Raw genomic sequence first — 13,719 nt, 5'->3', positions numbered from 1 at the left:
GATGGAGATTAAACTTTTTGCATTGAACACTTCGCTGGATTGGGGACAAAAAATAGCAGCTCATTTAGCACTTCCTCTTTCCACGCACGAAGAAGTAGAGTTTGCTGATGGAGAGCATAAAGTTCGTTCTCTTGACAATGTGAGAGGACGTGATGTTTTCTTAATACAATCTTTATTTCATGAAGATAAGGCAAGTATTCATGACAAACTGTGTCGGCTTTTATTTTTTATTGGTGCTTTAAAAGATGCTTCTGCACAATTCGTTACGGCAGTTATTCCTTATTTTGCATTTGCTCGTAAAGATAGAAGAACACAAGCACGCGATCCAGTTACATTACGGTATGTAGCACAGTTGCTGGAAGCGATAGGTGCCGATCGCATTCTTACCCTGGATATTCATAACCTTGCTGCCTTTCAGAATGCTTTTCGTATTCCGACAGAACATTTGGAGGCTCAAGTACTCTTTGCCCCCTATCTTGCCACTCTTATAAATAATGAAGAAGTTACCATAGTGTCACCGGATACAGGCGGCCTTAAACGTGCAGAGCAATTAAGAGAAACGCTGTCTGGCTTACTTCATAGAGAGGTAGGTAAAGCTTTTATCGATAAAAAAAGAAATCTGGAGGTCGTTTCAAGTAGTCAGGAGGTTATTGGTGAACTTAAAGATGGGATTGTTGTAATCGTTGATGATATGATTAGCTCTGGCACCACCATCAGACTTTCTGCGGAGGTTTTGCATAAAAAAGGAGTCCAACGAATTATAGTGTGTGCTACCCACGGAATTTTTGTCGGAGATGCTAACAACACACTCTCTCTTCCCTATCTTGAGAAAATAATTATCACCAATAGTATTCCTCCTTTCAGGGTGAAAAAACAGCTATTGGACAAAAAGGTGGTAGTGCTCGATGCCACAGCTTTATTTGCTCAGGCCATTAAGGAAATTCATGAACACGGCTCCCTTAGTGCTTTAGTACATCTGACGCCATAAGCATAATTATGGTTTTGAAACAAAAGGGTTATCCTTAATGTAAAATCTTAACAACTTTTCTGCCCAATGCTTGGCATAATTTACTCCAATTCTTGGTTTTTTTTGAATCACAAGGGTACCCTCATCGGGTGGTTGCGCAATATAAAAATTGTCACTTAATAAATCATGTCCATTTAAACGCTTATCGATTTGCATTGCTTTACAAAGCAAACCAGGACCTTTTGTGCGCTCTGCGATATTACTAACCGGTTCTAACGCACGCAAAAGAACAGCTGTGCCATTACCTTCTTTTTCAGTCACCGCATTAACACAATGATGAATTCCATAAATCAAATAAACATAAGCATATCCGGGTGGACCAAACATGGTTCGTGTACGTGGCGTTATCCCTTTGGAGGAATGCGCTGCCAAATCCTGTTCTCCCAAATAGGCTTCCACCTCGACAATTTTACCAATGCGTATTAAACCATCCACATGATGAACCAGGTATTTACCCAAAAGTTCCTGAGCGACAGTAACCGTCTCTCTATCATAAAAATTACGCAGTAATTTTTGCATCATTGAAATTATTTTTCCTCTCGATAATAGTCTTGCCAACTCAACTCTATCAATTAATTCTTTGCGTCACATAGAACAAGCATAATGGAAAATTTTAGAACAAAGCACAGCAAATGTTTAGATTATTGGAGAAAAAAATCCATTTATATTTAGTAAAAACATCGTTTTTTGTCTATTCTACTAGAGTAAATGACGATTAAGGGAATAACAAAAATGTCAATAAAATCTAACTTAATGGCCTTAATGAGCATTGGAGCAGTACTGCCTGTATCCGGTATAGCAGCCTCCCCAACCGAAATGACCAAGGATGATTGGTTAGGAAAATTAAAATCAGTTGCACCTACTGTTATCTGTCAAGGTTTTTTTGAAGATGCTGCCTTAAAAAAACGCATGGAAGAATTAAAAATTGATAATGCCAAATGTGTCTCTTTGATTCCTGCAAGCTTTGATAAATGCCAAACCCAGTACTATTCCAGCTTGCCCACCACCATTAATAAAGAAAATGCCTCTAAATGGGGACATACCATGGGCGAATGTATAGGAACTGATTTTGCCACAAAACATTTAATAGGAACACCTCCAGTCAGCTCAGATTCTTCAGCCGATAACACAACCAACTCAACGGCAAATATGTCCAAGGATACCTGGTTTGCACAACTTAAATCTTTGGCCCCCACAATGATCTGCCAGGGTTTTTTCGATGATGCTTCCATTAAGAAAAAACTTAATGACCGCAATATAGACAATACCAAATGCGTAACATTAATTGCACCAAGCTTTGAAAAGTGTCAATCTGACTATTATGCAAACTTACCAGCAACCATTGACAGCAAAACAGCCAATACCTGGGGACGCAAGATTGGCGAATGTATTGGAACTGATTTTGCTAAAAAATATTTGATAAGTGCACCATCCACTGATACAGGGTCAACCATAACTGACACCTCTTCAGAAACTACTTCAGCTCCAGCTACTGCAACACCAAATTAATAATTCTGCAAAAAGGTTAAAGCTCTCCGCTTTAACCTTTCCCCTCTAATTAAAAGGATGTTTGCTATAGTAACAATAATAGCTATCTGTAAAAGCGACTATTATGTCTCTTCCAACGAACCACTTAATCCACGAACCAAGTCCCTATCTTCAACAGCATGCCTATAATCCAGTTGAGTGGTATCCATGGGGAGAAAAAGCGATAAAAAAAGCCCAGCAAGAAAATAAACCTATTTTACTTTCAATTGGTTATGCTGCCTGTCATTGGTGCCATGTGATGGCTCACGAATCATTTGAAGATCCAGAGACAGCGACTTTAATGAATCAATTGTTTGTGAATATTAAAGTTGATAAAGAAGAGCGCCCTGATTTAGATAAAATTTATCAAACTTCACATCATTATCTAAGTCAGCAAAGTGGTGGCTGGCCATTGACTATCTTTTTAACCCCTGACCTCACTCCCTTTTTTAGCGGCACCTATTTTCCTCCTACAGAACGCTATCAGATGCCCGGTTTTAAAACTGTATTAAAGACCATTGCCCACTTATATCATACCCAGCAAGAAGATATTAAGAAGCAAGGTGTGGAATTAAGGCGTATATTACAACAGCAGAATAAGACATTTACTCTCTCATTAAATAAACAACCATTACAGCTTGCCATGGAGCAACTCGAACAAAATTACGACAAAAAATATGGAGGATTTGGTAGCGCGCCTAAATTTCCACAAGTAAGTAAGCTGGAGTTTTTACTAAGAAACGATTCTGCTTTCGTGTCAACTACTTTAAAGAGTATGGCATCTGGGGGAATTTATGACCAGTTGGGTGGTGGTTTTTACCGTTATACGGTTGATCAAAAATGGCGCATTCCTCATTTTGAAAAAATGCTTTATGACAATGGTCAACTCCTGAGCATTTACGCTTTGGCTACCAAAGCGCAGAATAAATCCGCTTTTAAAGCCACTATAAAGAAAACTGCTGACTGGGTCATCACAACGATGCAATCTCCAGAAGGCGGTTATTACTCCAGCCTGAACGCCGATTCTGAAGGGGAAGAAGGCAAATTTTACTACTGGGATAAAAAAGAAATTCACTCTTTACTTACTGAGGAGGAATATGCAGTTATTTCCTTACATTATGGTTTGGATAAAGCGCCTAATTTTGAAAATCATTGGCATTTTTATATCAGCCAAACGCCACAAGCTATTAGTAAAGCATTAGAAATACCTCTTTCTAACGTGAATGCACTTCTTAATTCGGCCATAAAAAAATTGTTAGTAGTACGCAATAATCGTGTCCCCCCCTCTCGCGATGAGAAAGTTTTAGCGTCCTGGAATGCTTTAATGATTAAGGGCATGTTATTAGCAGGATATTGTTTAAACGAAGAAAAATATATTAGCTCAGCACAAGAAGCCCTGCATTTTATGCATACTACTTTGTGGAATGGGCAGCAGTTATTTGCCAGCTATAAGAATGGCAGAGCCTATCTGTCCGCCTACCTTGATGATTACGCTTTTTTACTCGATGCTTTACTCACTTCACTGGAAATCTCATGGAATACCGAACATTTATTATTTGCCATTGACCTGGCGGAAACAGTGTTAACTGATTTTCCTGATGAAACAGCCGGTGGCTTCTTTTTTACAGCTGAACAGCACGAAAAATTATTATATCGTCCCAAATCAATGATGGATGATGCAATACCAGCCGGCAATGGAGTTTTGGTTCGTGCCCTTATCACTCTGGGGTATTTAATCGGAGAAACACGTTACATCTATGCTGCCGAGCAAACATTAAAAGCTGCATGGAATTTGCTAATCCGCTATCCGGCAGAACATTGCTCATTGCTACTGGGTTTGGAGGAGTATTTCAACCCCTCCGAAATTATTATAATTCGTGGTGGTAAACAAGAAGAAATGAAAGCTTGGCAAAATATTGTCAAAGAAACTTACAATTATACCTTTGCCATTCCTGAAGACGCGGGAAAACTTCCCGAAGGCTTAGCCATGAAAAAGGCTAGAGGCGAATGCTGTGCCTACATTTGCCAAGGTCAGCAATGTCTTACTGTCATTAAAGACATTGCCGCTTTAAAAAAATTCAGAGACTTGCCTCTTTAACCCAGTTGAGTGGACAAAAACTTCATGGCATTATGCTCTTGCAAAGCTCGCTTTTTTTCTTCAGGATCCAGAGCATCAAAAACGGTTATGCCAAACTTATGACATTGTTTACTTATCTGTTGATAACTCTTTTCGTCGGGATACAACTCTCTAAGTCTTTGAATAGATACCACGGCAATTTCGCCCGATCGCAATTTTTGTGTAAACTCTTGCCGCTCTTCCATGAGTAAAAAATTGGCTCTGGCATTTTTTTCCTCCTTGATAAAGCTTTCTTTGAGGCTTGGTGTCATTTCAAAATCATCAATGATGTCTTTTAACGTGTGTAAAGCAATACCAATTTCATCTATTATTTGCTGGATAGATTCATCATGAACAGAATGCCCACTTTTCCACGTACTGAAGGCTTTTTCTACACTAGCTAATACTTCTGGTATTTCATAAATTACTCTTCCATCACGCATGTTTCTTAAGGTATACCTAACTTGCAGATAATCACGCTGAACGCCGTACTGTTGTTTCTCATTTGAAGATTGCTGACGCCCCAGTAAATCAATTGCGGTGAGTAGTTTATCAATGTATACACTACTTTTAATTTGTAATAACAGGCGATACTGTAAGATATCTTTTTCTTCACGCAACTCATTGAATAGTTGATTCTTCAAGCCATCTTTATTTAGGTTTGCATAGTCGACCAGATAGAGAATGCAGTGTTCTTTCTGATGATGCTTTAAAGTGGAATACTGTGAAAGTAAATTTATTATAAGTTTTATTACTTCATTTTTTTCAATTGAAGAAAGAAAATGATCAAGCGCTTTTTGCCAACGCTGGCTCTCTAAAAGACCCATTACTTGGTTAACATAATCAGGTGCTTTTTCAGCTGAAATCACTGATGTTGCTGGAGGAAGCGCAGTGTTAGCATTTACCTTGGCAGTGGTTGAACTTTTCTTGGATGGCAAAGCATTATATTCTCCATCCGAATAAATAAACGAGTCAAGACCTTTAAAAATTCCTGGACAGATTAATGAAGTTTCAAAATAACTTAAATAGTCATAGGAATTTGGCGAGATTTTAGCCCGATCTACTAGCGTTCTTAACTTAATCAGCTGAGGATTTACAGGTTTTACAAAGGGCAAGAAACTGAAAAAATTTTTTAGTCGAATAGTAAATAAACCAGGAAGATGTTTATCAAGATAGGCATGAAAAGACTTATATTTAATCATAATGACATGATAAAAATGAATAAGACAAATATTATACATATATATTAATTTAAAACCAACAATGACATCGAGGCTTGGTATCAAGGCTGTGTCAATTCACCATACCATGCAAATTTTTTGCATGCGTCAATTACTGCTGTCATCCGATAGAGGCAACTCCTATTTTTTAATTATCGTTGACAAGAAGGGCTACCACGCTTACCGTTTATATAATTTTCATGATTTTCTTTTAAAATAACTATCAAGGCTTCTTTTGAGTGAAAACCAATTTGGCTCATTAGACGTATAGTTTGCCGCATGTCATAAATTTTTGCTTTAGTATTTCTAACAGTTATCAAAGTTTGCTCGCTATTTTTTTCTAAGCTTTTACCAAGTAATTCTTTTTTAAAAAAACCACCCAACTTATCTTTTTCACCTTCTTTCTCAGATTCTGGTATAAATGGCTTATTTTTAACAAGCACGCGCTTGGCATGATAGTAAGTTCCTAATTCTTTTACACTAAATGCTTCTTCAATTTGATTATTGTAAATATCAAGTAATGGGTTTCGAGGTAATGCGGGATCATGACAGGCGGCGGGAGGTATTTTTTCATTACTGAACACAGTAGCAATCATTTTACCCAATTTAAACGCCGCGTGCATTAAAAAAGGCAGACCAATAAAGGTCAGTACAAAAGCAGATGAAAGTATCACACTTGGCCATAAAATGGCTGACAAAGTAAGTAATAAAATGGAAGCTGAGAGTAGTAAAAATTGCGTTTTATGGGTTGCTGCATAGTAGATAGAGGGACGGACAAGATAACGATAAGGCAGCAAGGCTAGGTAATAAACTATTCCTCGACCAAGAGTATAAAGCCAGAAATTGCGCTGACGGTGTTCTTCATTATCTTGCTCCGTATCCACCCCAATAAATTTCGTTTCAGCGAAACCTGCATAATTAAGCGCATGATCAACGAATTCATTGGGCCCCTGTTTATCAGGCGGGGGAGTCACATGAACCACATCCCAATCAGATTTCCATATACCAAATCGGGAAACCGGATCATTGCCTTGTTTTTGGATAAGAACGTGCGGCTTGTTGATGAATTGATCCCACCTGTCAAAATGACTCTTAAACCAGGAATCATAGAGTCCTGCGGGATTCAAAGGATAGACACTAGATAATTTATCACCTTGATCGATTGCCAAGAGCAGTGATAAAGATCCCCCCAAACTGGTACCGCATACTCGAACTTTTTTGCTTTGTGTAGAAAGCCAGGTGAGTAATCGGTTTCGGCCACTCCGATACAGTTGGTTGCCGACTGTATCAAAGCCTTTAAGATCAGTATTGACTTGTTCAGAAAACCCCTGTCCTGCGGGATAAGTTGTTCCCATAAATACAAGATGAGGCTCAGCATTTTCGTCAGTAATCGGTTCCAAAGCATAAGCAAATACCCGATCTTCATCTCGAATAAATAATTTTTTCAGACCATGAGTTGGAGTCAATTCAACAGGAACAACTTTATAATCAACCAGACGCCATTCATTTTTTACCCATTGAGGAATAGCAATAGATTCATAAGGATTGATATCGCTAAAGGGAAGTAAGGTTAAACAGTTGCTAATATATAATTCAGCTTGCCTATGTTGCTCAATTGACAGCGCATTTTTTGCTTGTAATTGCTCATAAATAAAATTAAAACCTTGCTGAAATGCCAGGCGCATGCCCCGCATTAATTCCCTATCTCTGCGAATCAATACTGCTTTAAACACTTTAAAAGATAAAATTTCATGCCAGTTATCCCGCCATCCCATCATTAAAATTCGTAGCGCATTTCTGGCGATGGCCGCTGCTTTGTCACTGTCCTCTTCTATGGCATCAATATTTTCAAACTCAGGATTATGAAAAAAATGTAGCTCAAGCCCTCCTGCATAAAATTCACCTTCTTTCATCAAAAGTGCTCCTCTTAAATAGTCAGTACATTTTTTTTCTTGTTAAAGAACATTGATACATTAGCATGATTTCATTCAAGCGATAATTTGGCTAAAAAAGGATTATTATATCAAATAAAATGGATATTAAATACCTACATGGAATTTTAATTGCTCTTATTGGCAAATATTCATCCAATTATTCTTCCATTAAGACTTCCACTTGCGAAAAGCCACGCCTATTCCATGGGTAATCTTACCCATGGAATAATTAAAAGACATGTTGTTATAATTTTACACAAATCAATGCTGAAGTTAATGTGAAAAATTATTTTTCCTGCCAAATAGATAAGACTTTAGGTCAGTCTCAATAGGCTAATTTTTCCCTATTTAATAGTAAATGAGCGTGGAGAGTGCAGATGCCTGCCCTAGATGAAATAATCAATGCTTTAAAAAATGATGAGCTAAAAAAATTTGAGGAATTAATCAGCCAATTAAGCTCCAGTGAAATCAATTTCCAATTTGATCCATCTCAAATTACCTTATTACATGAAGCTACTTGCTATAGGTCTGAGTATGTTTCTTTGCTTCTGCAGAATGGGGCAGATCCCTATATAAAAGACAGACAAGGAAAGACTCCGGTTGACTGGGCGCATGCACGTAAAAACGTGCAAGCAATAACCCTCCTGGAGAAATATATTTCTACTAAGCCAAATGATAAAACTGTTCTGCAAACTGGTGACTCCCACACAGACAATGCCAGCATATTGGAAAAAATTAAATTAGATAAACAAATTGATTTAAATTTGCTGAAACGCGTTATTGTGGAGATAGATAAAGCCCTTTTGAGCAATCAAGTGACAAATGAGTTGCTGTCAAATTTTTCAACGATAAGTCTCCTAGTTGCTAATCTCCACTTTAATGACAACAATAAAGGTAAAGAAGAATATGTAAGAAATAAATATGGCTCAATTGATCGAAGTAATAATGCTAGAAGAAGAGCTAAAGGATTGGAAATAGCGCATTTAACTGCTTTAGGGAAAATTATTGAACATGCGAAAAAACCTGTAAACACTGTCTTAAAAACGAACCTCGCCAATATTTTAAATGCTCTTAAAACGATACAAGAAAAAATAAATTTTATTATAGAGATTGAAGAAAACAATCCTAAAAAAACTCAGCATGAAATTGAAATTCAATTAGCCAATTCACCAGAAACTACTTCTTTTACCAGTTTTGTAAACCATTTCTATTCCATGTTAATTCTGGAAGAATTAACTTTTTTAATCAGCGACAATACATTAACACAGCTCAACTTTAAGAAGCGAGAAGACCGCTATTATTTGGGTAGAGTTTTATCGTTGGTAGGCGAATTATCCAAAGAGTTACGTGACTTTCTAAATCCTGAAAAAGAAAGTGGTTTGTTCAGCTTCTTTAAAAAGATACGAGATCGCAAAATTGCCCACGCTTTTTCCGTGATGTCATTTGAACCCACGGCGGAAAATTTAAAGCATTATCAATTACTGGTCAAACTATTAACTGTAAACTTTGCCAAGCAAATTGAGCAAATTAAAATGGAGCTAAATAGCGCGCTTGTTTTAACACAAGAACCCAATCAAGAGGTCTATTATCACATAAAAAATATTACACCTGACTTGGGAAAATTAACCCCGAAACAAAAAACTGAATGCAAAAAATTAATTGCCGCAGTTTTTGATGGTAAAACAGTCGAAATCAATGAAGCTATTATAAACAGTGATGTAAGTGACCTTTCCAGCGAGATTAACAAAAAAGCCACGTTTTCAGAAACAAAAGAAGAAACCACTAAACAATCAAGTGAAATCACTATAAATAGCCTCTCAAAATCATTAGCGATTATATTAATTAAACTAAAAAAATGTCATGAACTGGCCGCAAAAAAGGATAAAAAAAGTTTAGCATTATTGGAAAAAGTAAACGCAGAGAGCCACACACTAATAGAAGCCTATCATTTAGCAATAGGTAACCGTAATGAATTAAAACTCATTCCCTGCAATAGTACCACCTCTCACTTCAACGAAACGAAGTCATTGAAACAACTCCCCTCCCTGCAACAGGTACAGGACTTAATCGACAAAATTAAAGAGGGGAATGTCCCGGACTTTATTGAAAAAACCCCTGATGATAAATCTATCGAAAAAATAGTTAAGGAAGATGATCAACCATCAGCAGAAAAATTAGCCAAAAAACCCAAGCCTAAACCTAGGCTCAATGAAACTAAAAGTGAGAAAACACCTAAAGAACAGCTTGCTCAAAATATAGAAAAAATTACAAAAGAGCTGGACTATTTAAGGCACATCATGAATCACCGTGATTTAACTCAAACTCAAAAAAATTTTATTGCGGAATTTTGTTTGGCTAAAATCGGACAAGCCTTTAAAGATTGGGAGGAAAATGAAAGAGACTTTCTCCTAAACCTGGCACCAACATCCTTTGCTACATCTGTTGATAGTACAACAAAAACCCGACATAAATTAATGCATAGCCCTTTTGATAGAAAGAAAATACCTTTTCTGGATAGGTTATTTAAGCAAACGCTATCGATGGACGTTGAATTAAGTGCAATGAAAAAAATCCTCACCACGAAACCGGAAAACTTTAATGCAGAAGAAGAAACTGTCGTTGTTTCATTCATTGAATTAGGAGCAGCCTACGTTCATTTAAAAAATTATGGAAAAGCAATTGAAATTTATGAGAGTGCTTTTAAATTGCATGTTAGAGAAGCCATTTTCATTAAAAAAGAATTCTCTGTGAAAGAGGTAGCCAATCTGGCTTTGATCCTTTTTGCATTAGCTACGACTTACAGTGAGGCAGCAAGTGATACAGATTTTACTCACGACAGTCCTTTGTTGCTACAAAATTATTGTAACTTGAGTATGTATCATTTGCGGATATATATTGAATTGTGTAAGAAATTAGTAGAAGCATTTGCGGAAAAATATCCAGATCTCAATAATATCGTCCAACATAATCTGGCTTGCGCGTATGAGATTATAGGAGATCTTTGCGTTCGGTTGAATCTTACTGAAGAAGCTAAATTTAACTATCAAAAGGCGATACGGTCCGCTGCAAGTTTAACCACTGCTGCTGAAGAAAAGCGTAGATACTTATATAAATTATGTTTTGCAGAGTTTCGTAAAGCGATGACTAATTTAAATCAAAGCGATTTAAAACAAGCAGAAGTAGTAAAAAATACTGCTCAAATAATCGAATCTAATTTCTCCAAATTTCCTTTGCTCACAGCGTGTCTGTGGGATATTAAAGAATGCTATGAGGCGAGTGAAACTTTTTCCTCAGACTTTTCACCCTACCTGTATCTGCTCGTTCTTTTGATCGAAACAATGTTATACCAACAGAGCCATTGCATGAATTTTTCTTATGCAAAAAGTTTATTTAAATTAATCAAAGAAAAATCCTCCAGCTTTTTCTCCAGTGCGGACTTACTTCTCGTAAAAAGAATAAACGATTTGGACAAATTGATAAGCGAACTCGCACCTGTCTTTGATGCTCTGGAAGAAAAATTTAAAGGAAGCAAAAATCTTGCTTATCTGGATTTTAAGAAAGAACAATTAAGAAATTTAATAATTTTTTATACGGAATTTGGACTTGATCTGGATAGCCTGCAAAAAAGATTAGCCAATAGTCCAAACGTAACCTCGCTTATAGCTTTTCGCGTCGCAATGGGCCTTACTCATGCCAACAATGCTTCTTTTGCTATCAAACAATATGAAGAAGCCCTAACCTTAATAGATAATCAATCAGAACAATATAAAGAAGAGATCGCAGAATTCACTGCCTACGTTTCTGCAATTTTAGGTGATGCTTATCATGAGAAAAAGGAGCATGAAAAAGCGCTTGGCAGTTATACTATCGCGTTGAAAATTTATTGGGAAAAACCAAACTCTAAAGCCATCGATATTGTTTTCCATTTATTAGATGTTTATAAAAAACTGTATCCTGCAAATTATGCATCCAGAATAGAAATTGTGGCCAAGTTAACAAAAGAATCGTTTAGCAAGAAAAAACCTGATGATCCTACTGTAGCTATATTGGATTCCATTCTCCTTAGCGTCGCTTTAGAGAAGAAAAATAGTACACTGCAATCGGATGTCAGAAAAACAGGTCTCTCTCCAAACATGGTCAAGAACAGTATTAGACAAATAATTTGGCAACCAGCCCCTCCACCTCAAGATGCCAAAGATAGCCTGCCAAAAACTCTGGGAAATGGGAAGTAGATACATCAAGACAGGTTATAGTGATCACTATAGCCTGCCTTTAGAAGTAACTCCTCTCTACCTCCTGTTTCCTCTGTTCTTTGCAAGAATAACGCTATGCCATTTTTCTTCCAATAAAAACAAATTAGTGTAAAAATTGATGAGTACAACGGAAAAGACTAAATCCTAAAGTCACAGGGAGGAAAATAATGAAAAAATTTTTGGCAGCATTATCCATTATGTGGCTGCTTGGCAACTCGCTAACAGCTTATTCGCATACTTATGAAGAACTAACGACACTAAACCCCAGTATTGCAGGCAGTCCAGTTCTAAAAGATGATTATGGAAATGTAATTCATTACCATAACAAATACTTGTTTGTAGCTGCTCCTATTGCCCGTCCGGCAGGGAAAACTGCTTCGGGCGCAATCTATGTTTATAAGAAAGAGGGGAACAACTGGAATCTTGTTCAAACGATTATAACCGAGGGAACGAGTGATCATCTTGGCGCTAATACTATAAAAGCCGTGGGTGACTGGTTATTCTTCTCTGCGTCTGGTACTCCGATTGGACCTGTTTCCGATGACGTACAACAAAATCAGGACTTTACAGGCTCCATTCAAATTTATAAAAGAAATCAATCAGGACTGTATGAGTTTCATCAAGCGATTGATAGACATACACCTGGTTTAGAAAATCTTTCTGTAGCAGATCCAGCCGTAGTCTCGCCGGCACCCCCAGTGGTATATACAGCTGAACAGGGAGGTGGTTTAGGAATTGGCTTTGATGTAACAAAGAATGGCAAGCTTCTTTTGGTTGGTGCCGTCACCCAACAAAATACCACCGCAGAAAATACGCCACTCATTAATTCTGGAGTAGTTTACGCTTTCAGACATATAGAAGATGAATGGAAATTATTTCAAACCATTCGAAATCCTGAGAGAGTAACAGCCAATGACACATTCGGTGGCACTATAAAAATTTCTGGGAAGTATGCTCTCATTAGTAATGCTTTCTTAAATGTCCCACATTTAAATGAAAATTCAAGTGCTTATCTCTTTCACTTTAAACACGATAAATGGAACTTTGTTCAAAAAATTCAAGGCAATCAGACCACTGCGCTGCCAGTTTTCTCAAATCCATTTGGTGGCAATATTTTATTAGCTGACAACTTTGGTTCTGCCATCGCCTTTGACGGAAAGTGGGCTATTATAGGAGCACCTTTTGAACATTTAGGCTCAGACGTTATTAAGGGAGCTGCTTATCTCTATAAATTACATGGCCATAATCAAGAAAAACAGTTGATCTTTAAGAAAAAGATTGTTTCAGATGCTCCTGAAGCGTTATTAACAGGAATCGCTGTTGCTTTAAATAAAAAGACCGCTCTGGTTGCTGATCCTGTTCGTAATGGACCTGATGGACAGATTGCACAAGGCAGTATCCTGGTTTACGAACGGCAAGCTCATGATTGGAAAAAAACCATTAATCTTTTTTCCAATTCCGGTATGGCTTTTGACTTATTTTCGAATGGACTTGAAACTAAAGGTAAATATATTTTTGGTGGCAGCGGGGGCAGTGTGTCTGTTCTATTTCTGCGCCTCTTTTTCTCGCCGCCATTCTTAAATGTTCCACTTCCACTGAATGATCAAAAAGCAGTCATTTGGAAAAAAGTATAACGTTAGAT

8 protein-coding genes are annotated in these 13,719 nt (G+C 37.2%); 5 read left to right on the top strand and 3 right to left on the bottom strand.

The annotated features are described in order from the left end of the window. Position 1 precedes the first annotated feature (1 nt). Positions 2 to 988 carry a ribose-phosphate diphosphokinase gene (locus tag clem_RS05230; protein ID WP_094090662.1) on the top strand — a complete coding sequence of 329 codons (987 nt, stop codon included), beginning with the start codon at positions 2 to 4 and terminating at the stop codon, positions 986 to 988. A gap of 6 nt (positions 989 to 994) precedes the next feature. On the opposite strand, the gene clem_RS05225 is transcribed toward clem_RS05230, so the two are convergent. Further along, a complete protein-coding gene (locus clem_RS05225; RefSeq protein WP_094092273.1) occupies positions 995 to 1,546 on the bottom strand; it encodes a DNA-3-methyladenine glycosylase in 552 nt (183 codons plus the stop codon). 213 nt (positions 1,547 to 1,759) lie between these two features. On the opposite strand from clem_RS05225, the gene clem_RS05220 reads away from it, so the two are divergent. Continuing rightward, positions 1,760 to 2,536: a hypothetical protein gene (locus tag clem_RS05220; protein WP_094090661.1), complete on the top strand. Its 777-nt coding sequence runs from the start codon at positions 1,760 to 1,762 to the stop codon at positions 2,534 to 2,536. A 103-nt stretch (positions 2,537 to 2,639) separates the two neighbouring features. Next, positions 2,640 to 4,652: a thioredoxin domain-containing protein gene (locus clem_RS05215; protein ID WP_094090660.1), complete on the top strand. Its 2,013-nt coding sequence runs from the start codon at positions 2,640 to 2,642 to the stop codon at positions 4,650 to 4,652. On the opposite strand, the gene clem_RS05210 is transcribed toward clem_RS05215, so the two are convergent. Together clem_RS05210 and clem_RS05205 are read right to left on the bottom strand one after the other, a co-directional pair. Next, positions 4,649 to 5,872, bottom strand: a complete 1,224-nt coding sequence (locus clem_RS05210; RefSeq protein ID WP_157698184.1) for a hypothetical protein — start codon at positions 5,870 to 5,872, stop codon at positions 4,649 to 4,651. The two genes, clem_RS05215 and clem_RS05210, sit on opposite strands and share 4 nt — an antisense overlap. 170 nt (positions 5,873 to 6,042) lie before the next feature. Further along, positions 6,043 to 7,803, bottom strand: a complete 1,761-nt coding sequence (locus clem_RS05205) for a hypothetical protein (RefSeq protein ID WP_094090658.1) — start codon at positions 7,801 to 7,803, stop codon at positions 6,043 to 6,045. Positions 7,804 to 8,201: 398 nt separating this feature from the next. Here clem_RS05205 and clem_RS05200 point away from each other — a divergent pair, with 398 nt between their 5' ends. Together clem_RS05200 and clem_RS05195 are read left to right on the top strand one after the other, a co-directional pair. Beyond that, positions 8,202 to 12,056 (top strand): ankyrin repeat domain-containing protein, encoded by a 3,855-nt coding sequence (locus clem_RS05200; protein WP_094090657.1) that lies wholly within the window; start codon positions 8,202 to 8,204, stop codon positions 12,054 to 12,056. Positions 12,057 to 12,244: 188 nt separating this feature from the next. Then, positions 12,245 to 13,711: a hypothetical protein gene (locus clem_RS05195; protein WP_094090656.1), complete on the top strand. Its 1,467-nt coding sequence runs from the start codon at positions 12,245 to 12,247 to the stop codon at positions 13,709 to 13,711. The last annotated feature ends 8 nt before the right edge of the window (positions 13,712 to 13,719 follow it).

This window comes from Legionella clemsonensis (assembly GCF_002240035.1).
GTDB lineage: Bacteria > Pseudomonadota > Gammaproteobacteria > Legionellales > Legionellaceae > Tatlockia > Tatlockia clemsonensis.
The sequence above is the reverse complement of the archived record's forward strand: the minus strand, read 5'-3'. Positions and strand labels throughout refer to the sequence as shown.

Excerpts from the sequence above, each read along its gene's own strand:
- clem_RS05230 (WP_094090662.1), top strand. The coding sequence starts at position 2 with ATGGAGATTAAACTTTTTGCATTGAACACTTCGCTGGATTGGGGACAA.
- clem_RS05225 (WP_094092273.1), bottom strand. The coding sequence starts at position 1,546 with ATGCAAAAATTACTGCGTAATTTTTATGATAGAGAGACGGTTACTGTC.
- clem_RS05220 (WP_094090661.1), top strand. The coding sequence starts at position 1,760 with ATGTCAATAAAATCTAACTTAATGGCCTTAATGAGCATTGGAGCAGTA.
- clem_RS05215 (WP_094090660.1), top strand. The coding sequence starts at position 2,640 with ATGTCTCTTCCAACGAACCACTTAATCCACGAACCAAGTCCCTATCTT.
- clem_RS05210 (WP_157698184.1), bottom strand. The coding sequence starts at position 5,872 with ATGATTAAATATAAGTCTTTTCATGCCTATCTTGATAAACATCTTCCT.
- clem_RS05205 (WP_094090658.1), bottom strand. The coding sequence starts at position 7,803 with ATGAAAGAAGGTGAATTTTATGCAGGAGGGCTTGAGCTACATTTTTTT.
- clem_RS05200 (WP_094090657.1), top strand. The coding sequence starts at position 8,202 with ATGCCTGCCCTAGATGAAATAATCAATGCTTTAAAAAATGATGAGCTA.
- clem_RS05195 (WP_094090656.1), top strand. The coding sequence starts at position 12,245 with ATGAAAAAATTTTTGGCAGCATTATCCATTATGTGGCTGCTTGGCAAC.